This is a genomic window from Clostridium thermobutyricum (assembly GCF_000371465.1).
Lineage (GTDB): Bacteria > Bacillota > Clostridia > Clostridiales > Clostridiaceae > Clostridium > Clostridium thermobutyricum.
In genome coordinates, this window is record NZ_KB850956.1 from 2390932 (window position 1) to 2411290 (window position 20359).

Genomic DNA, 20359 nt, shown 5'->3' on the forward strand with positions numbered 1-20359 from the left:
ATTGGCAGTTCTATAAAATCTATAAGATTACTTGCTGTAATCGTAGAAACCTTTACCTGTTTTTCTTCCAAGCCATCCAGCTCTAACATATTTTCTTAATATGTTTGAAGCTCTATATTTATTATCTCCTGTTTCATTGAATAAAACATCCATGATTGCTAAACAAACATCTAATCCTATTAAGTCTCCTAAAGCTAATGGTCCCATTGGGTGGTTAGCTCCATATTTCATAGCTGTGTCAATATCTTCAACTGTAGCTATTCCTTCTTGAAGAATAAATGAAGCTTCATTAATCATTGGAATTAAGATTCTATTTACTACGAATCCTGGAGCTTCTGCAACTTCTACTGGTTCTTTACCAATTGCTACTGATAATTCTTTTACAGCATCAAAAGTTTCTTGGCTTGTAGCTATTCCTCTTATAATTTCAACTAGCTTCATTACTGGAGCTGGGTTAAAGAAATGCATTCCTATAACTTTTTCTGGTCTTGATGTAGCTGAAGCAACTTCAGTTATTGATAATGATGAAGTGTTTGAAGCTAAAATAGTTTCTGGTTTGCAGATTTTATCTAATTCAGCGAAAATTTCTTTTTTGATTTTCATGTTTTCAACTGCTGCTTCTACTACTAAATCACAATCAGCTGCCATATTCATGTCAGTTGTTCCTGAAATTCTTCCTAGTATTTCTTCTTTAACTTCTTCAGTCATTTTTCCTTTAGAAACTAATCTAGTAAGACTTTTATCTATTCCAGCAATTCCTCTTTGAACAAATTCATCTTTTATATCTCTAACAATAACTTCATATCCTTTTTGTGCGAAAGCTTGAACTATACCAGCTCCCATTGTTCCTGCACCTAATACAAATACTTTTTTCATAATGGTCCGCCTCCTAATTTCAATTTAAATTCATTTATACCTATACATTTTTTAAATTCAGGTGATGATTTGTTCATCACCTGACAATTTTAAGTTCTATTCTACTACTGCTTTAAATTGTGCAACTAATTCTGGTAATACTTTATTTACATCACCAACTATTGCATAATCAGCAATTTTCATAATTGGAGCAGATTCATCTTTATTGATTGCTATAATCATATCTGAATCTTGCATACCAGCTGTATGTTGAATAGCTCCTGAAATACCACAAGCAATATAAATACTTGGTCTTACAGTTTTACCAGTTTGACCAACTTGGTAATCTCTTTCTATCCATCCTTTGTCTATAGCACCTCTTGATGCGGCTACTGTTCCACCTAAAACTTCAGCTAATTCTTTTAATTTATTAAAGTTTTCTTGGCTTCCCATTCCTCTTCCACCAGCAACTAAAACTTTAGCTTCACCGATATCTACTACATCTTTGGCATCTTTAACTACTTCTATAACTTTAGTTCTTATATCAGCACTTGTTAAAGCTACTTCAATTTTTTCTATTTCAAATTTTTCATTTTTTTCTTCTACCTTTGAGAATACTCCAGGTCTTACTGTAGCCATTTGTGGTCTATGATCTGGACAAGCAATTGTTGCCATTAAGTTTCCACCAAATGCAGGTCTTGTAGCTAAAAGAGCTCCGTTCTCTTCTGGAACTACATCTAATTGAGTACAATCAGCAGTTAATCCAGTTGTTAATCTAGCTGCAACTCTTGGTCCTAAATCTCTTCCTATGAAAGTTGCTCCTATGAATAATATTCCTGGTTTTCTTTCTGTTGCTAAATCACAAATTACTTTTGTATATCCATCAGTAGTGTAATTAGCTAATTCTTCATGATCTGCTAATATAACTTTATCAGCTCCGTGCTCACCTAAAGTAGTAGCTAATCCTTCTACATTGTGTCCTAATAATAGAGCTGTTAATTCAACTCCTAATTTATCTGCAATTTTTCTACCTTCGCCTAATAATTCTAATGATACTTTTTGTAGTTCTCCGCCTCTTTGTTCAGCGAATACCCATACGCCTTTAAAATCTGCTAAATTCATTTCAAGTTACCTCCCTATTCCTATTAGATGTAGTGCTTTTCTTTTAATTTTCCAACAACATATGCTGCAGCGTCTTTAGGTCCTTCTTTAACTAATTCTCCGGCACCTTTAGCTTCTTTAGTCATTGATTTTTTAACCTTTGTAGGTGAACCTTTTAATCCAAGAACTGCTTTATCTACATCTATGTCATCAGCTGACCAAATAGTGATTTCTTTGTCTTTTGTATCGAAGATTAATCCAACATTCATATATCTTGGAACATTTAATTCTTCAATTGCAGTTAAAAGACATGGAGTTTGAACTTTTATCATTTCGTGTCCGTCTTCTAATGCTCTGTTTACTAATAATCCATCAGCTTCAACTTTAACATCTTGAACATAAGTTACTTGAGGAATATTTAAATGTTCAGCAATTTCTGGTCCTACTTGTGCAGTATCTCCATCAATTGCTTGTCTTCCAGCAAATACAATATCATATTCTAATTTTCTTATAGCTCCTGCTAAAGCGTTTGAAGTAGCTAATGTATCTGCTCCAGCAAATGCTCTATCAGTTATAAGAACTGCTTCATCAGCTCCCATACATAAAGCTTCTCTTAAAGCTTCTTTAGCTTGTGGAGGTCCCATACTTATTACTGTTATTTTTGCTCCACTATTTTCTTTTATTTGTAAAGCTGCTTCTAATGCATGCTTATCTTCTGGGTTAATTATTGATGGAACTCCATCTCTTATAAGTGTTCCTGTTTTAGGATCAATCTTTACTGCTGTTGTATCTGGAACTTGTTTTAAACAAACTACTATATTCATTTTTAAGCCTCCCCTTTTTATCTTAACTTGCTTCCTGCGATAACCATTTTTTGAACTTCTGAAGTACCTTCATAAATTTCAGTTATCTTAGCATCTCTCATCATTCTTTCTACTGGGTACTCTTTAGTGTATCCATATCCACCGAATATTTGTACTGCTTTAGTAGTAACTTCCATTGCTACATCTGCAGCAAAAAGTTTAGCTCTTGCAGCATCTACTGTGTATGGAAGACCTGCTTCTTTTAAGAATGCTGCTTTATATACTAAATGTCTAGCTGCTTCAACTTTAGTATCCATTTCTGCAATCATCCATTGTAATCCTTGGAATGCTGCTAATGGTCTATTAAATTGTTTTCTTTCTTTCATGTATGCTACTGCTTCTTCTAATGCACCTTCTGCAATTCCTAAAGCTTGAGCTGCTATACCAATTCTTCCTCCATCAAGAGTTTTCATTGCTATTGCAAATCCTTTTCCTTCTTTACCAATTAAGTTTTCTTTTGGTACTACACAGTTTTCCATTATAAGTTCTGTAGTTGATGAAGCTCTAATTCCTAATTTATCTTCTACTTTACCTACTGAGAAACCTGGGAATGATTTTTCAACTATGAAAGCTGAAATTCCTTTTGTTCCTTTACTCTTATCTGTCATAGCAAATATAACGAAAGTTTCTGCAACTCCACCATTTGTTATGAATATTTTTGATCCATTTAAGATATAATTATCTCCTTCTAAAACTGCAGTAGTTTGTTGACCTGCTGCATCTGTACCAGCTCCTGGTTCAGTTAATCCAAAAGCACCTATTTTTTTACCTGTTGCAAGGTCTCTTAAGTATTTTTCTTTTTGTGCTGGATTACCAAATTGGTTGATAAGTGAAGCACAAAGAGAAGTGTGAGCTGAAAGTATAACTCCAGTTGTACCACATACTTTTGATAATTCTTCTACTGCTAATATATATGAAAGAGTGTCTCCGCCAGCTCCTCCGAATTCTTTAGGAAATGGAATACCCATCATTCCTAATTTAGCCATTTTTTCAACGTTTTCCATTGGAAATCTTTCTGTTTCATCGATTTCAGCTGCAATTGGCTTTACTTCGTTTATAGCGAATTCTCTAACCATTTGTCTTACTAATTCTTGTTCTCTAGTTAATTGGAAATTCATTTAAATTGCCCTCCTATTCATTACACCCTGATTTTTTATATAAAATAATCTTTGTTTTTATTATCTAATTTACTAATTATTTATTTTGGAAATTCTTTTCTCTTCTCTCCATGAAAGCAGTCATTCCTTCAGTTTGATCTTCTGTTGAGAAACATTTTCCAAAGTCTTCTGCTTCTATCATTATGGCTTCATCCATTCCAACTTGCATTCCTCTGTTAATTGCATCTTTACAAAGTCTAACTGCTATTGGAGCATTAACCATTATTTTATTTGCCATAGCTTTAGCTTCATTCATAAGCTCTTCTAAAGCTACTACTTTATTAACTAATCCTATTCTTAAAGCTTCATCTGCCTTTATAATTTCTCCTGTATAAATAAGTTCTTTAGCTTTTCCAAGACCAACTATTCTAGGTAGTCTTTGAGTTCCACCAAATCCTGGTGTTATTCCAAGTCCTGATTCAGGTTGAGCGAATTTAGCTTTTTCTGATGCTATTCTTATATCACAACTCATTGCAAGTTCGCATCCTCCACCTAAAGCAAATCCTGATATAGCAGCAATTACAGGCTTGTCCAAAGTTTCTAATCTTCTAAAAACTTTATTTCCTAAGATTCCAAATTCTCTTCCTTGTTCTTCATTTAGATCTTTCATTTCTGATATATCTGCACCTGCAACAAATGACTTTTCTCCAGCCCCTGTTAAGATTACAGCATAGATATTATTATCTTTTTCTAAATCATCAATTACTGTATTTAAATCTTTTAAAGTTTCTGAATTTAAAGCATTTAATGCTTTTGGTCTATTGATAGTTACAATAGCTAAGTTTCCTTCCTTTTCAAGAAGTACATTTTTTAATTCCATACTAAAGTCCTCCTTAATACAACCCTCTTTATTTTAAATAGCAAATTTTATACTTTATTGTTTATTGTTAACATTTTATAGTAAATTTTATCTGTTTGTTAATAATATAACAAACAAAAACAAAAAAATAATTGAAGTCTTTCAACTTCAATTACAATTATAATACTTCGTTAAATTTTTTGCAATATCCTTTGTGAAAAATTATACAAATTTTTTACCTTCATCCAATCAATAATTAAATTTATATTTTTTTATTTGTTATGTAAAAGATAAATAAGTGTAAGTAAACTTTCACTTAAATGTACATTTTCAACAATAACATCATCTGGAACTACTAAATCTACAGGTGCAAAGTTCCAAATAGCTTTAATGCCACCTGCTACAAGTACATCACAAACTTTTTGTGCATTTATTCTTGGAACGCAAACAACTCCAATATCTATTTTATTGTTTGCTAAAAATTTATCTAAATCATCAATATCTTCAATTGATATATCTCTTATTTTTATTCCTATAAGCTTTGGATTTGCATCAAAAATCCCCTTTAAATCAAAGCTCATTTTTCCAAATCTAGTATAATTAGCAATTGCTTGACCTATATTCCCAGCTCCAACAATAACTCCATTATGCACATTATCCAATCCTAAAATAGTACTTATTTTACTACTTAATTCTCTTACATTATAGCCGTATCCTTGTTGCCCAAAGTCACCAAAGCAATTTAAATCCTGTCTTATTTGTGATGCAGTGAATCCTATCTTTTCCCCTAATTCTTTTGAAGATATTCTATCAACATCATTTTTTAATAATTCATTTAAATATCTATGATATTTAGGCAATCTTTTTATAACAGCCATAGAAATATTTTTTTTCTTTTCCATCTCTATGTCTCCTTACTCTACTAATTCTCTCCCAAAATCTTGAGATGTGAAATTTTTAACTATTATTTTTTATTCTACCATATTTATATGTATTTAATCCATTTTTTTAAAATTACTTTTTCTATTAACTTTTTACTATGTGTATTTATTATTTAATATGTATTGCTAAATTTAAAGAAAAAATAAAGTTTATGCATAAATATATTTACACATAAACTTCATCCCAGTTTTATAATAAAGCATTAAGCTTTATAAGATGAGAATAAAATTATTCTCTAATGCCTTTTCCCTCTCGCCTGAAAGTTCATTTAGAATTATACTTACTTAATGAACTTTTGTCAATGGAATTAGTTGTTATTTAAGCGCTCTCATTGAATTTAAAACTGCTATTAAAGTAACTCCTACATCAGCAAAAACTGCTTCCCACATATTAGCAAGTCCAAATACTGCCATTAATAAAACTAAAAATTTAACTCCTAATGAAAAAATTATATTTTGCCATAGAATTTTATTTGTTTTTCTTGCAAGTAATATTGCTTCTTTTAATGCTAAAGGATTATCTTTCATTAAAACTACATCCGCTGCTTCTATAGCTGCGTCTGAACCTATTCCTCCCATAGCAACTCCTAAGTCAGCTCTAGCAAGTACTGGAGCATCATTTATTCCATCTCCTATAAATGCTACACGATTAACTTCTTTAGATTCTATTATATTTTCTAGTTTTTCAACTTTATTTACAGGTAAAAGCTCTGAATGTACTTCATCTAATCCAAGTTCTTTACCAACTGCCTCTCCAACCTTTTTATTATCACCAGTTAGCATTACAACTTTCTTAACCCCAATTTCTTTTAGAGCTTCTATTGCTTCTTTTGAATCTTTCTTTATTTTATCTGATATAGTTATATAACCTTTAAAAATATTATTAACTGCTACATATACTATTGTTCCTAAACTTTCTATTTCATTTACTTTTATATTATTTTCTTTCATAAGCTTAAAGTTACCTACTAGCACATTATTACCTTCAATATCTCCGCTTATTCCCATTCCTGAGATTTCTTTATGATTTGTAACTTCTATTTCGTCTATATCTTTTTGTTTGCTTAACTTGTATTCATCAACAATTGATTTTCCTATTGGATGGTTAGAAAACTTCTCACAAGCTGCTGCATATTGAAGAACTTGCTCTTTTTTAAATTCATCAAATGATTCAATTTTAGTAACTCTAAATACACCTTCTGTTAAAGTTCCTGTTTTATCAAAAACAACTGCATCTAGATCTTTTAATATTTCTAAATAATTTCCACCTTTAACTAATATACCTTTTTTAGATGCACTACCTATTCCAGCAAATAGTCCTAATGGAACAGAAATTACTAATGCACATGGACAAGATACTACTAAGAATATAAGTGCTCTTGAAATCCATTGTCTTATATTTGCATCAGGTAATATTAATGATGGTATTACTGCTAAAGCTATAGCTGAAAAAACAACTACTGGAGTATAGTATCTTGAAAATTTAGTTATAAATTTTTCTGTTTTTGCTTTTTTACTACTTGCATTTTGAACTAACTCTAATATTCTAGCAACTGTTGATTCTTCAAATTCGCTTTTTACTCTAATTTTTATTGTACCAGTTATATTTATACTTCCAGCTAAAAGTTCTTCCCCAACTTTCTTTTCCATAGGAATTGATTCCCCAGTTAAAGCTGAAGTATCTACACTTGTATTTCCTTCTATTATTTCTCCATCTAAAGGAACTCTTTCACCTGGTTTAACTAAAATTATTTGATCTATCTTAACTTCTTCTGGACTAACTTTTGTTATATTTCCATTTTCAAATAAATTCGCATATTCAGCTTTTATATCCATAAGAGAACTTATAGATTTTCTTGATTTGTTTACTGCATAACTTTGGAACATTTCTCCTATTTCATAAAATACCATAACTGCAACACCTTCTGGGTATTGTCCAACTGCGAATGCTCCTAAAGTTGCTATAGTCATTAAGAAATTTTCATCAAAAAAGTTTCCTTTAAATATATTTTTAACTGCAATTCCTATTACTTTATATCCTACTAATAAATAAGAAATTATAAAGAAGTATATAGAAATATTACTTTTTTCTCCTAAGAAAATTCCTACAATATATATGAATATTCCTACTATTAATTGTATATTTTCAAGTATCCTATTCATAAATTTATTTTCTTTTTTCTCATCTTCTTTATGACTGTGTCCATGCTCATGTCCTGTACAACAACCATCTTTGCAACCATGTCCACTATCACTTCTTTGCATATCATTTCCACTTGTCATTGAATATTTTTCAACAACTACGTTAGGTTCTAATTTATTTACAGATTCTTTTATTTTATTTATCATTTTCTCTTCATTTAAACCACTATATTCAACTATTAATAATTTAAATGAAAAGTTTAAAGTACAACTTTTTACTTCATCAAATTCTGAAACTATATTTTCAATTTTCCCAGCACAATGTGCACAGTCTAGTCCTTTAAGTGATAATTTAATTTTATTACTGTTCCCATGTCCACTTTCTGTTCTTGGGTTATTTTTTCCACCTGACATTGAATATTTTTCAACAACTACATTAGGTTCTAACTTATTTACAGTTTCTTTTATTTTATTTATCATTTCTTCTTCATTTAAATCACTATATTCAACTATTAGTAATTTAAATGCAAAGTTTAAAGTACAACTTTTTACTTCTTTAAACTCTGAAACTATATTTTCAATTTTTCCTGCACAATGTGCACAATCTAGTCCTTTAAGTGATAATTTAATTTTACTCATAATTTCACCTCCTATTCATTTACGTGGTTAAGACCTTCATTAAATATTCTCATTATGTGTTCATCATCTAGAGAATAATAAACCACTTTTCCTACACGCTTAAACTTAACTAATCTATTTACTTTTAATGTTCTAAGTTGATGTGATATAGCTGATTGTGTCATATTTAAAAGTGCTGCTAAATCACATACACACATCTCTGACTCATATAAAGCGCATATTATCTTTATTCTTGTTGTATCTCCAAATACTTTAAAAAGCTCTGCCAAATCATATAGAGTTTCTTCTTTAGGCAATTTATCTTTAACTTTTGTTATTGTATCCTCATGAATTATTGTACAATTGCATTTATCTATCTTTATTTCATTGGACCCCATCTTTCATCCTCTCTTTCATATGAGTAATTGTTCATATGTTCATTATATGAATGTGAAGTGTTTTTGTCAACTTTATTTTTAAAGTTTGTTTTTTTTAATTTTTATACGTCATTATAAATAAATATGTTACTATACTTAATAAATATTACTGTAAAATAAAAAATATTTTTATAAAGACTAAGAGGCTTGAATTCATGAATTCAAGCCTCTTAGTCTTTTAATTATTTTAATTAATTTACTATTGTTTTATTATTTAAGTTATTTATATTTTCACTGTTAGACATAATTGTTTTCAATATCATATGCACTATACTGTTACATATATAATATGCAAAATTTAAATCATTTAAAAAACTTTCTTTTTTCCTATACATTTCCTGAGTTTTATCTATAAATTCTCTAATATCTTTTACTTCTAGCCTATCAAGTCTCATTAAAGATACATCATAATTCTTTGCAATTTTAGCAAGTTCTCTTTCATAATTAACATGTTGCCTCATTGCATTCTTAAATTCCCATCTTTGAGCATGTGGTATACAATAGTAATCACATAGAAAATGACATATAACTCCAAGTTCTGCACTAAATTTACCAGTTCCATTTTGAATAACCTCATCTGGAGTCATATTTGCTAAATCTTCTATCATCTCTAATATCATATCACTGCTTTCATCAAAATAGTGCTTTGTAAATTTATACTTTGATGCACAATCTGGCTTTATTGTTCCCCATATAAATCTATTCTTACTTATTAAAAATTTCTTATTATCATCTATATTATCGTATAATATGTTAGCTACTAACTTATGAGTATTCATTAACACTTAAGGTCACATCCTTATTTTTTTAATTATATATCTAAACCCTATTAATAATTATACCTCATAATAAAGTATTTTATGTGGAAAAATTTATTAAATTTTTAATTAATTTAAAAAGCTATCTCAAAAATTAGAGATAGCTTAGTTATATTTTATAAGTATTTTTTATATTTTTCTTCTGATTCTAATTTTGTAAGTAAATGTTTTATCTCTTGATCACGTTTTTTATCCATAACTAGTAATACATCTCCGGCATCTACAATAACTAAATCTTTCACACCAAGACCTATAATTAAATTTTTTCCTCCAAAAACTGCACAATTTTCACAATCATCTAAATAAGAATTTTTGGATATAAAATTACTTTCCTTTCTATCTAAAAATCTGCTTAAAGCTGTAAAACTTCCAATATCATCCCAATGGAAATTGCATTTTATAACATAAGCTTTTCTTGTTCTTTGCATTACTCCAAAATCAATAGAAATGCCATTTATACTATCATATTCTTTTAAAATAACTTCATCTTCATCTTCTGCTCCAATGTGTCTATATATTTCCATTAAAGATTTGTATACATTAGGAAGATACTTTTCTATTTCTCTTAAAATTATATCTGCTCTAAATACAAACATCCCTGAATTCCAAAGGTAGTTTCCAGTAAAAATAAATTCTTTCGCTACATCTAGATTTGGCTTTTCTGTAAACCTTGCTACCTTATAAGTGGCTATATCCCCACTAACCTGCTCGCCCATTTCTATATAACCATAGCCAATCTCTGGTCTAGTAGGTTCTATCCCTAAAGTTACTATAGCTTTTCTTCTATTTGCTAATTCTATAGCTTGGGCTAAAGTATTTACATATTCTTTTTCATCTTCAATGTAATGATCTGAAGGCAATACTATCATAACAGCATCTTGATCTTTTTTTAAAAGTTTTACTGCAGACAAGCCTATACATGTTGCAGTTTCTTTATTCATAGGTTCTGTTATAATATTTTCTTTATTGATGTCTTTTAATTCATCTTTTATCTGATCTTCATAATCCTTATTTGTTACAATATACATATTATCCTTTTCTATTAAAGGAGCTATTCTTTCTACAGTATTTACTAGAAAGCTTTTTTCATTTATAACATCTAAGAATTGTTTTGGGCGATTCATCCTTGATAATGGATATAATCTACTTCCTTTTCCTCCAGCTAATATAAGTCCGTATATCATTATTTCCAACTCCATTTAGCGTTATATTTTAGTCTATGTTTTTTAATAAATTTTGTGAATTTAAACATTACTTATATATATTTGACTTCATATTTCGTATCCAATTATTACAATTTAATTTAATATATTTTTCTTTTATTAATAAATCTTGACAATTATATGAATTTAAATTAATATTATACTAATAATAAATTTAATCCAATCTTATTAAGAGGGAGTAGTACTAAATATAGCATCAACAATCTCGACTAAACGTCTGGTGTTATATACCTATATAATTAGGTTACGAGACTTTTAATATAAATTCCGAAATTTTTTCGTAATTTATATTAAAAGTCTTTTTTATTGGAAATATTAATTTTGAAAGGAGTTTTTTTTATGAATAATTTTTTTAACAAGTCTATTGTAGATATCTTAAAATTTTTTAATTCTACAAAAAATGGTCTATCAAAAGATGGATTACACAAAAATTCTGATTTATATGGAAAGAATATTTTAAATGAAAAGAAAAAGAAAAGTACAGTTCAAGTTTTCTTTGAACAATTTAAAGACTTACTTGTAATTATACTTATCATTGCTGGTATTGTTTCTATGTTTGCTAAAAATGTTGAAAGTACTATTGTTATATTTGCAGTTATTATATTAAATGCAATTCTTGGTACTATCCAACATGTAAAAGCTGAACAATCTTTAAATAGTTTAAAGGCACTCTCTGCTCCAAATGCTAAAGTTATGAGAGATGGAGTAAAATTAGAAATTCCATCTTCTGAAGTAGTTCCTGGAGATATTTTAATTCTAGAAGCTGGTGACTTAGTTTGTGCTGATGGTAGAATAATAGAAAATTATTCTTTACAAGTTAATGAAAGTGCATTAACTGGTGAATCTGAAAGTGTTACTAAAATATCTGACTTAATTGATAAAGATGAAGTTGCTCTTGGTGACCAAAAAAATATGGTTTTCTCAAGTTCATTGGTAACTTATGGACGTGCTTTAGTAGTTGTTACTGCTACTGGTATGAATACTGAGCTTGGTAAAATTGCTACCTTAATGGAGCAAACACAAGAGAAGAAAACTCCATTACAAATTACTCTTGATGATTTTTCTAAAAAATTAGCTATTATAATTCTTGTTATATGTGCTATTGTTTTTGGATTAAGTATTTATAGAAAAATGCCAATAATTGAATCTTTAATGTTTGCTGTTGCTCTTGCAGTTGCTGCTATTCCTGAAGCTTTAAGTTCTATTGTTACTATAGTTCTTGCAATAGGAACTCAAAAAATGGCTAAAGAAAATGCTATCATCAAATCTTTAAAAGCTGTTGAAGGTCTTGGTTCTGTATCAATTATATGTTCTGATAAAACTGGTACATTAACTCAAAATAAAATGACTACTAAACAACTTTATGTTGATGGAAAACTTATTAATTCAGAAGATTTAGATTTAACTAATGAAGTACACAATTATTTATTAACTAGCTCTATTCTTTGTAATGATTCTACTTCAGTAGATGGAAATGAAATAGGTGATCCAACTGAAGTTGCTCTTGTAAATCTTGGTCATATATATAACATAAAAGAAATAGAATTTAGAGAAAAAATTGAGCGTTTAAGGGAAATACCATTTGATTCTGATAGAAAGCTTATGAGTACTCTTCACGATTTTAATGATAAAACAACTTTATTTACTAAAGGAGCTTTTGATGTTCTTTTAGATAGATTAAAATATATTAAAACTTCTTCTGGAATTAGAGAAATAACTTCTGAAGATAAGCAAAACATTATAGATGTTAATATGGAACTTTCTCAAAATGGTTTAAGAGTTCTTGCTTTTGCTTATAAAGAACTTCCTTCTGTTAAAGATATTACTATTGAAGATGAATTTGGGTATACATTTATAGGTTTAATTTCAATGATTGACCCACCAAGAGTTGAATCTGCTGAAGCTGTTAAAGATTGTATATCTGCTGGAATTAAACCAATTATGATTACTGGTGACCATAAAATAACAGCATCTGCTATTGCAAAACAAATTGGTATACTTAGAGAAGGTGACATGGCTATTGAAGGTTTAGAGCTTAATAGAATGTCTGAAGATGAACTTATGGAAAAACTTGAACATATTTCAGTTTATGCAAGAGTTTCTCCAGAACACAAAATAAGAATAGTTAATGCATGGCAAAACAAAGGAAAAATTGTAGCTATGACTGGTGATGGTGTAAATGATGCTCCTGCTCTTAAGCAAGCAGATATTGGTATAGCAATGGGTATTACAGGAACTGAAGTTTCTAAAGATGCTTCTTCAATGATATTAACTGATGATAACTTTGCTACAATTGTAAAATCTGTTGCTAATGGTAGAAATGTTTATGCTAATATAAAGAATTCAATTAAATTCCTTTTATCAGGTAACACTTCTGCTATAATTGCTGTACTTTATGCATCTTTAGCTGCTCTTCCAGCTCCATTTGCTCCAGTACACTTATTATTTATCAATCTTGTAACTGATAGTTTACCTGCTATTGCAATTGGAGTTGAAAAAGGAAGAAAAGATATATTAAAAGAAAAACCAAGAGATAGTAAGGAATCTATTCTTACAAAAGGATTTATAAAAGAAATTGCTTTTGAAGGTATTGTAATTACTATATTTACTCTTTTTGCATTTTATATTGGTCTTAAATCTGGAAAAGAAGCTGCTAGCACAATGGCATTCTCAACACTTTGTTTAGCAAGATTATTCCATGGATTTAACTGTAGAGGAAAACAATCTATATTTAAACTTGGATTATTTACTAATAAATATAGTTGGTATGCATTTATAACTGGTGTAGTTTTAGTTAATATTGTTTTATTTGTTCCTGGAGTTACTGACTTATTCGAAGTTGCACCACTTAGTGCTAGTAATGTTGGATTAATATACTTATTTGCTTTCCTACCAACAGTTATAATTCAAATTTCTAAAATGATACGTGAAAGTATAAATAAATAATTTAAAGGACTAATCTTAAAGATTAGTCCTTTCTTTTATAATAATTAATTGTATAGAGTGTAAGTTTTCTATTTTTTATAAAACTCTTATTTAAATTTGTTAATATCAAAATATGTCTTTATAAATTTAAATAATTATATACAGCTCCAATAAGTCCTGCATCATTTTTATGTTTACAAACTTCTATTTTCGCATTAACATCATTCCACCAAAGAATTTTATTTAATGCTTTTTCAATACCTTCTACAAAATTTTCTCTTTCACTTATTCCTCCACCTATAATTATTTTTTCTGGATTAATTATAGCTGATAGATTTGCTATTCCAATTGCTAATGAAGTATACCACTCCTCTATAAGTTCTTTAACTTTAGTATCTCTTTCTCCTTCTAAAAATACCTCTTTACCTTCAATCTCTACATTAGAATCTATTCCTTTATATTTTTTGTATTTATCTATCAATGCTATAGTAGAAGCTTTTTTACTCATAATACTGTCATTTACATCATCTTTTTCTAGCCCTTCACAAACCATAAAACCAAATTCTCCACCTCTAAAGGAGTGTCCACGAACTATTTTTCCATTTACAAATAATCCTCCACCAATTCCTGTTCCAACAGTTATGCAAATAAAATTATCGCATTCTACAGCATTTCCATTAAATTTTTCTGCAAGTGCTACACATTTTCCATCATTCTCTATAGTAGTATTTAATCCTGTCCTATTTTTAATAATTTCAGTTATATTTTTATTTACCATACATTGAATAGCATAACAAGCTGTTGGCATCCCTTTTTCTACATTTATGAATCCAGGCATACTTAAAGCTACACCTTCAATTTCATTTTTCTTTTCTTCAATTATTTCTATTAAACTGTTTATAAAAACTTCTTCTGATTCTACTCTTGTCTTTATTTTCCCTTTTTCTAAAACTTCACCTAATTCATTTAATATTCCAAACTTTATATTAGTCCCTCCAATATCAAATGCTAATATTTTTCTCATATAAACTCCCCCATTTCCTTTTACTTCATAACTTTTTTAAGTAATCTTATTTTATCTTTAAAAGGTGCAAATCTTATATTAAATTCAATAAATGTACCTCTTTTTACAACTGATCTACTATGTGAAAAAGTTTCAAAACTTGCTTTTCCATGATAATCACCCATTCCACTATTTCCTACTCCTCCAAAAGGTAATGATGTTTGTGCTACATGAATAACAGTATCATTTATAGTAACTCCTCCTGAAGTTGTATCTTTTAATACTTTTTCTATATTACTAGAACTTTCTGAAAAGTAATATAAAGCTAATGGTTTTGGTCTACTATTCACAAAATTAATAGCTTCATCAATATCTGAAAATTCTATTACTGGTAATATTGGTCCAAATATTTCATTTTCCATAACAGGGCTATTAGCTTGTACATCTGTAAGTATAGTTGGATGTATAAATCTATCACTTATATCATACTCTCCACCATAATATATTTTCCCATCATTAAAATATTCTTTTAACTTTTCAGTATCACGCTCTCTTATTATTCTTGGATACTCTTCATTATTTTTTATATCTTTTCCATATTGTTTTTCTATCTCTTCAACTAATTTCTTTAAAAGTTCATCTTTTATATCTTTATGAACCATTAAATAATCTGGAGCCACACAAGTTTGTCCAGCATTTAATAGTTTTCCCCAAACTATTCTTTTAGCAGCTAATTCTATTTTACTATCTTTATCAACTATACATGGACTTTTTCCCCCAAGCTCAAGTGTTAATGGAGTTAAATTTTTAGATGCTGCCTCCATAACTATCTTTCCTACACCTACACTTCCAGTAAAGAATATATAATCATAAGGTGTATTTATAAGTTCAGTTACTGCTTCCTTTCCTTCTGTTGGGGCAACTACTTTTATATAATTTCCTTGAAAAGTTTTATTAATTACTTTTTCAAGTAATAAGGCTGTATTAAGAGAACTTTCTGATGGCTTTATAACTGTGCAATTACCAGCACTAATTGCACCTATTAATGGAGCAATAACTAATTGAAATGGATAATTAAATGGTCCTATTATAAGAGCAACTCCATAAGGTTCCTTATAAATATAATTTTTACTTGGAAAATATATAATTGAGCTCTTAACTTTTTTCTTTCTTACCCAATATCTTAAATTTTTTATGTGTATATTTATTTCATCATATACTATACCTATCTCTGTTGCATACCCTTCAAATTTACTTTTCCCTAAATCTTTATTTAAAGCTATCAAAAAATCCTCTTCATTTTCTTTAATTGCTTTTTTTAATTTTTTTAATGCATCTATTCTAAAATCAATATTTTTTGTCTTCCCTGTCTTAAAAAATTCTTTTTGATCTAAAAATACTTTTTTTAAATCCCCCATCTCTTCACCTCATTTACTATCTTTAAATTTTATTATAATTTAAACCATCTTTTAAATCATTTAAATTTATTTTAAATTGAATTATTCCTCCTGCATAAGGAGCTAATTCATATAATCCATAATATATTATTAAGTTTGTAGAACCTAGATAAAAAGCTGTGCTATTATCTATTCCTTTAAACTTTGAACCTTTATCAAAATATTTATCTTTATTGCTTGCTATTTGTTCTCTTATAATATTATCTATTTTACTCTTATAATCATAATTAATGTTAAACAAATCACTTAAATTTAAAATTTGTCCAGTTTTCTTATCTATATTATATGCTTTTCTATATGTCATACCATGAGCTCCACCAAAATATTGATAATAATCTATAAACAAACTTATAATATTTTCTGTTTCTCTTGTTTTAGAATATACTGAACTTAATTCATAATTCGAACAAGTATTACCTCCAGCTTGTGCATCTTCTTCAGCTCTTTTTGCTTCTGCTATATAAACATTTGTATTATTATCTATAATTTCATTTGCAATTATCCCCATACTCCCCTTTATATATGGAATATTCATATTTACATTTAAACATTTAGTTTTTTGATTTATTTTTTTATCAATTATATTCCCATCCTCTAGAGCATATGAAGTTATCCACATACATTGTGTGGAAACTGTTAATAAAATTATTATCCACAAACTCTTTAAGTTAAGTCTATAAGCCCTTTTTACCATACTAATTTTTCTCCTTTTGTATATTTTTTTACATAGAATCTCATATTTTTCACTTATTCTGCATTAAAAAACATTTTATCTACAGGAATATCAACAAACTTGTAACAAGTTATCCACAGGTACCTGTGGACACTGTTAGTAATTTTTTGTATTAACATACTTTTTTTGATAATTGTATAATTTATTAAAAAAATAGCCCACAGATATTATTTATCTGTAGACTATTTATTATTCCTATTTTCTAGAATTTTTTATTAATTCATTTAAATCTCTAAGCTCTTTATAAGTTAAATTTCTCCATTCCCCTATTTTCAAATTACCTAAATTAATATTCATTATTCTAATTCTTTCTAATTTAGTAACTTCATATCCTAAGGCTTCACACATTCTTCTAATTTGTCTATTTAATCCTTGAGTAAGTATTATTCTAAATACTTTCTCACCTTCTTTTTTTACAAAACATTTATTAGTTATAGTATCTAATATCTCAACTCCATTGCTCATTCTATTTATGAATTCTTGAGTTATCTTTTTATTTACAGTTACTATATATTCTTTCTCATGATAGTTGCCAGCTCTAAGTATCTTATTTACTATATCTCCATCATTAGTCATTAATATAAGACCTTGTGAATCTTTATCTAATCGCCCAATATTATATATTCTTTTTTCATGATTTACAAAATCAACTATATTTCCTTTTACTTTTTTTTCTGAAGTACAAGTTATTCCAACTGGTTTATTTAAAGCTATATAAACTAGTTCTTCCTCTTTACTAACAACCTTCCCATTAACTTCTACTTTTTGACCTTTTTTTATTTTCTGACCCATTAATGCTTTTTCACCATCAACGTAAACTTTACCTTCTTCAACTAATTTATCTGCTTCTCTTCTTGAGCAATATCCAGTTTCAGCTATATATTTATTTAATCTAATCTCTTCTGGTCTATCCTCATGAATTATAACCTTTTGATTAACCTTTTTGCTAGTTTCCTTTTCTTTTCCTCTTTTGTTTATATATTTGTATCTAGTTCTATTCATTAATCTTCTTCCTTTTGGTTTTTTATTATTGTGTATAACTTATGTTGTATACCATTATTATTTATATCTACATTTATCTTATTCTTATAAATATATTCACCTGTTTTCTTTAATGTTTTTATATTAACAGATGTTCCATTTATAGTTATTAACAATCCCTTTTCAGGCATCATTTTATTTTTTTCCGCATATTTTATTGTATCCAAAATTGCTGTATCTAAATTTTCTCCATTAGGTTTTATTTCATTTAATAAAGCTTCTCCCTTTTCAGTTTTTGAATATGAATATAAAACTTTATTAAATCTATTTGTTTCCATTTTAATTTGAGATGTTGTGTGAATCATTATAGTTGTTATTTTTTTATTATACTGATAAAAGAACCCTCCTACTAGTACCACAATTATAATAAATCCTAAAAAAAGCTTTAATTTATTCTTTTTAAAAAAGCTTTTACCACTGCTATAATGCTCTTGTCCTATTTCTACATCTACTTTTTTTGTCTTTATAATTTCACCTGTACTAGTTAAAAGATTAATCGAATGCTCATTTTTCTTTATAACTAGTCCTTTACTATTCTGCTCTTCTTCCATAACACTTAAACTTGTTGAAGAATTTGTTTTTTCTAAATCTACTATTCTAAAATAATCCTGAATAAATTTATATTTTGGATTTGAAAATAAAATAGTATAAAAAATTATGTACTTTGACCATTTATCTATAAAATTTTTTCCTATTCTTGTTTTTCTACTAAGAAGACTTATATTAAGTTTTCTTCTTTCATTTAAAATTTCTAAAAGCTCTACATCATTAATTATAAAAAAAGCTAAATTCAAAATTAAATTCCTTACATCATATGTTGGATTTAATTTTGATAATTCTTTTATGTGCACATCATAAAGATATACTTCTTTTCTCAGTAAAGAAAGTTGTTCCCCTCTCTTCTTATCAAATTCTTTTCCTACAGATAATAAACTTGCTGCTTTTGAAAAAGCATATTTATTCCTCTTAAATTTTATCACAATACCCCATCCTCATATTTCTTTTATATATTTACAATTATACCCTAAAAATAAAAAATTTTTAACTAATATAGTTAATAAAAAACTATATGTTATCAATATTATACTTATTTTAATATACTATACTATAAATTATTTTTATCAGGATTAATTATGAGGAGAAAAAACGTGATTTATGTAGATTTTAAATACAAAAAAGCTAAAGTACCATACCCTTTCTTCTTTGTTACAAATATTTATGTTAAAATTAAAGAAGATTTTTTAAAGAGGTGATATTTTTATGCGTATTGGACTTGGATATGATGTTCATCGTTTAGTAAAAGATAGAGATTTAATATTAGGTGGAGTTAAAATAGACCATACTCTTGGACTTTTAGGTCATTCTGATGCTGATGTTTTAATTCATGCAATAATGGATGCTTTATTAGGTGCCTCAGCTCTTGGAGATATTGGTAAGCATTTCCCTGATACTGATCCAAAATATAAAGGTATTTCTAGCATAAAGCTTTTAGAAGCTGTTGGAAAACTTTTATATGATAATGGATTTACAATTGGAAATATTGACTCCACAATAATAGCCCAAAAACCTAAAATGGCTCCTCATATTCAAATTATGAGAGAAAATATATCAAATGCTTTGAATATAAATATAGACCAAATAAATATAAAAGCTACAACTGAAGAAAAACTTGGTTTTACTGGTGAAGAACTTGGAATATCATCACAAGCAATTTGCCTTCTTTTATAATAATTGGATTTGATTCTTCCTGTTTATTAATTTATAATTTTTCTATAAAGTTATTAAACATAATTTTATAATAAAGGAGGATATCTATTGTACTTTTGTGAGATTTGTAAAAAACCAGCTGATATACATCACATAGTTCATCGCTCTGAAGGTGGATTTGATATAGAAATTAACTATATGCACTTATGTAATGAACATCATAGAGGCAAAAATGGACCACATCATAATATTGAAAAAGATATAGAATATAAGATAAATCTTCAAAAGAAACTTTATAAAATATTAAATAAACCTTATTATTCAATTAAAGAATTAATGACTATTTTAAATGCATCTAAAAACATTGTTAAACGAATTACAAAAGATCTTAAACTTTATAAAGAAGGATATAAAAAAGATCATATAATTTTTTCAATAATGGGAAATTCTTATTATCCTGAAGATTTACTTCAAACTTTGGAATTACAAAATATTTGTAATGAAATATACAAAATAGAATAATTATATTTACAGTTTAT

Annotated in this window: 18 protein-coding genes; 3 read left to right on the plus strand and 15 right to left on the minus strand. The window is 28.0% G+C overall.

All coding sequences use genetic code 11. The features are described 5' to 3' along the window. Positions 1 to 27: 27 nt before the first annotated feature. The 10 genes from HMPREF1092_RS11170 to HMPREF1092_RS11215 all read right to left on the minus strand — a co-directional run bounded on the left by HMPREF1092_RS11170 (position 28) and on the right by HMPREF1092_RS11215 (position 10915). Positions 28 to 876, minus strand: coding sequence for a 3-hydroxybutyryl-CoA dehydrogenase (locus HMPREF1092_RS11170; RefSeq protein WP_002598777.1), 849 nt, complete (start codon positions 874 to 876; stop codon positions 28 to 30). Between the two features lie 96 nt (positions 877 to 972). After that, positions 973 to 1977, minus strand: coding sequence for an electron transfer flavoprotein subunit alpha/FixB family protein (locus HMPREF1092_RS11175; RefSeq protein ID WP_002598778.1), 1005 nt, complete (start codon positions 1975 to 1977; stop codon positions 973 to 975). A 23-nt stretch (positions 1978 to 2000) separates the two neighbouring features. After that, a complete protein-coding gene (locus HMPREF1092_RS11180) occupies positions 2001 to 2780 on the minus strand; it encodes an electron transfer flavoprotein subunit beta/FixA family protein (protein WP_002598779.1) in 780 nt (259 codons plus the stop codon). A 17-nt stretch (positions 2781 to 2797) separates the two neighbouring features. Beyond that, positions 2798 to 3937, minus strand: a complete 1140-nt coding sequence (locus tag HMPREF1092_RS11185; RefSeq protein ID WP_002598780.1) for an acyl-CoA dehydrogenase — start codon at positions 3935 to 3937, stop codon at positions 2798 to 2800. Between the two features lie 76 nt (positions 3938 to 4013). Then, positions 4014 to 4796, minus strand: coding sequence for a short-chain-enoyl-CoA hydratase (locus tag HMPREF1092_RS11190; protein WP_002598781.1), 783 nt, complete (start codon positions 4794 to 4796; stop codon positions 4014 to 4016). Between the two features lie 251 nt (positions 4797 to 5047). After that, positions 5048 to 5677 (minus strand): redox-sensing transcriptional repressor Rex, encoded by a 630-nt coding sequence (locus HMPREF1092_RS11195; protein ID WP_002598782.1) that lies wholly within the window; start codon positions 5675 to 5677, stop codon positions 5048 to 5050. Positions 5678 to 6031: 354 nt separating this feature from the next. Next, positions 6032 to 8497, minus strand: coding sequence for a heavy metal translocating P-type ATPase (locus tag HMPREF1092_RS11200; RefSeq protein ID WP_002598783.1), 2466 nt, complete (start codon positions 8495 to 8497; stop codon positions 6032 to 6034). A gap of 11 nt (positions 8498 to 8508) precedes the next feature. Continuing rightward, entirely contained in the window at positions 8509 to 8874 is a 366-nt protein-coding gene (locus tag HMPREF1092_RS11205) for an ArsR/SmtB family transcription factor (protein ID WP_002598784.1), read from the minus strand. Positions 8875 to 9104: 230 nt separating this feature from the next. Continuing rightward, positions 9105 to 9692 (minus strand): zinc dependent phospholipase C family protein, encoded by a 588-nt coding sequence (locus tag HMPREF1092_RS11210; RefSeq protein ID WP_040414195.1) that lies wholly within the window; start codon positions 9690 to 9692, stop codon positions 9105 to 9107. Positions 9693 to 9847: 155 nt separating this feature from the next. Beyond that, a complete protein-coding gene (locus HMPREF1092_RS11215; RefSeq protein ID WP_002598786.1) occupies positions 9848 to 10915 on the minus strand; it encodes a mannose-1-phosphate guanylyltransferase in 1068 nt (355 codons plus the stop codon). 378 nt (positions 10916 to 11293) lie between these two features. Here HMPREF1092_RS11215 and HMPREF1092_RS11220 point away from each other — a divergent pair, with 378 nt between their 5' ends. Then, positions 11294 to 13900, plus strand: a complete 2607-nt coding sequence (locus HMPREF1092_RS11220; protein ID WP_002598787.1) for a cation-translocating P-type ATPase — start codon at positions 11294 to 11296, stop codon at positions 13898 to 13900. Positions 13901 to 14018: 118 nt separating this feature from the next. On the opposite strand, the gene HMPREF1092_RS11225 is transcribed toward HMPREF1092_RS11220, so the two are convergent. The 5 genes from HMPREF1092_RS11225 to HMPREF1092_RS11245 form a co-directional block, all read right to left on the minus strand. After that, positions 14019 to 14903: an ROK family protein gene (locus HMPREF1092_RS11225; protein ID WP_002598788.1), complete on the minus strand. Its 885-nt coding sequence runs from the start codon at positions 14901 to 14903 to the stop codon at positions 14019 to 14021. Positions 14904 to 14923: 20 nt separating this feature from the next. Continuing rightward, positions 14924 to 16300 carry an aldehyde dehydrogenase gene (locus tag HMPREF1092_RS11230; protein WP_002598789.1) on the minus strand — a complete coding sequence of 459 codons (1377 nt, stop codon included), beginning with the start codon at positions 16298 to 16300 and terminating at the stop codon, positions 14924 to 14926. A gap of 22 nt (positions 16301 to 16322) precedes the next feature. Continuing rightward, positions 16323 to 17033, minus strand: coding sequence for a DUF3298 and DUF4163 domain-containing protein (locus tag HMPREF1092_RS11235; RefSeq protein ID WP_002598790.1), 711 nt, complete (start codon positions 17031 to 17033; stop codon positions 16323 to 16325). A 234-nt stretch (positions 17034 to 17267) separates the two neighbouring features. After that, complete coding sequence (gene rluF / locus HMPREF1092_RS11240; protein ID WP_002598791.1) at positions 17268 to 18074, minus strand: 23S rRNA pseudouridine(2604) synthase RluF; 807 nt, start codon at positions 18072 to 18074, stop codon at positions 17268 to 17270. Continuing rightward, entirely contained in the window at positions 18074 to 19093 is a 1020-nt protein-coding gene (locus HMPREF1092_RS11245; RefSeq protein WP_002598792.1) for an anti-sigma-I factor RsgI family protein, read from the minus strand. Before HMPREF1092_RS11245 ends, rluF begins: the two co-directional genes overlap by 1 nt. A 280-nt stretch (positions 19094 to 19373) precedes the next feature. Between HMPREF1092_RS11245 and ispF the strand changes: the two genes are divergently transcribed. Together ispF and HMPREF1092_RS11255 are read left to right on the plus strand one after the other, a co-directional pair. Next, on the plus strand, positions 19374 to 19841 hold the full coding sequence (gene ispF, locus HMPREF1092_RS11250; RefSeq protein WP_002598793.1) for a 2-C-methyl-D-erythritol 2,4-cyclodiphosphate synthase: 468 nt from the start codon (positions 19374 to 19376) through the stop codon (positions 19839 to 19841). A gap of 87 nt (positions 19842 to 19928) precedes the next feature. Beyond that, complete coding sequence (locus HMPREF1092_RS11255; RefSeq protein ID WP_002598794.1) at positions 19929 to 20342, plus strand: HNH endonuclease signature motif containing protein; 414 nt, start codon at positions 19929 to 19931, stop codon at positions 20340 to 20342. Positions 20343 to 20359: the final 17 nt, after the last annotated feature.

What these genes read in the sequence shown, in the direction of transcription:
- HMPREF1092_RS11170 (WP_002598777.1), bottom strand. Translation starts at nt 876, where the DNA reads ATGAAAAAAGTATTTGTATTAGGTGCAGGAACAATGGGAGCTGGTATA.
- HMPREF1092_RS11175 (WP_002598778.1), bottom strand. Translation starts at nt 1,977, where the DNA reads ATGAATTTAGCAGATTTTAAAGGCGTATGGGTATTCGCTGAACAAAGA.
- HMPREF1092_RS11180 (WP_002598779.1), bottom strand. Translation starts at nt 2,780, where the DNA reads ATGAATATAGTAGTTTGTTTAAAACAAGTTCCAGATACAACAGCAGTA.
- HMPREF1092_RS11185 (WP_002598780.1), bottom strand. Translation starts at nt 3,937, where the DNA reads ATGAATTTCCAATTAACTAGAGAACAAGAATTAGTAAGACAAATGGTT.
- HMPREF1092_RS11190 (WP_002598781.1), bottom strand. Translation starts at nt 4,796, where the DNA reads ATGGAATTAAAAAATGTACTTCTTGAAAAGGAAGGAAACTTAGCTATT.
- HMPREF1092_RS11195 (WP_002598782.1), bottom strand. Translation starts at nt 5,677, where the DNA reads ATGGAAAAGAAAAAAAATATTTCTATGGCTGTTATAAAAAGATTGCCT.
- HMPREF1092_RS11200 (WP_002598783.1), bottom strand. Translation starts at nt 8,497, where the DNA reads ATGAGTAAAATTAAATTATCACTTAAAGGACTAGATTGTGCACATTGT.
- HMPREF1092_RS11205 (WP_002598784.1), bottom strand. Translation starts at nt 8,874, where the DNA reads ATGGGGTCCAATGAAATAAAGATAGATAAATGCAATTGTACAATAATT.
- HMPREF1092_RS11210 (WP_040414195.1), bottom strand. Translation starts at nt 9,692, where the DNA reads ATGAATACTCATAAGTTAGTAGCTAACATATTATACGATAATATAGAT.
- HMPREF1092_RS11215 (WP_002598786.1), bottom strand. Translation starts at nt 10,915, where the DNA reads ATGATATACGGACTTATATTAGCTGGAGGAAAAGGAAGTAGATTATAT.
- HMPREF1092_RS11220 (WP_002598787.1), top strand. Translation starts at nt 11,294, where the DNA reads ATGAATAATTTTTTTAACAAGTCTATTGTAGATATCTTAAAATTTTTT.
- HMPREF1092_RS11225 (WP_002598788.1), bottom strand. Translation starts at nt 14,903, where the DNA reads ATGAGAAAAATATTAGCATTTGATATTGGAGGGACTAATATAAAGTTT.
- HMPREF1092_RS11230 (WP_002598789.1), bottom strand. Translation starts at nt 16,300, where the DNA reads ATGGGGGATTTAAAAAAAGTATTTTTAGATCAAAAAGAATTTTTTAAG.
- HMPREF1092_RS11235 (WP_002598790.1), bottom strand. Translation starts at nt 17,033, where the DNA reads ATGGTAAAAAGGGCTTATAGACTTAACTTAAAGAGTTTGTGGATAATA.
- rluF (WP_002598791.1), bottom strand. Translation starts at nt 18,074, where the DNA reads ATGAATAGAACTAGATACAAATATATAAACAAAAGAGGAAAAGAAAAG.
- ispF (WP_002598793.1), top strand. Translation starts at nt 19,374, where the DNA reads ATGCGTATTGGACTTGGATATGATGTTCATCGTTTAGTAAAAGATAGA.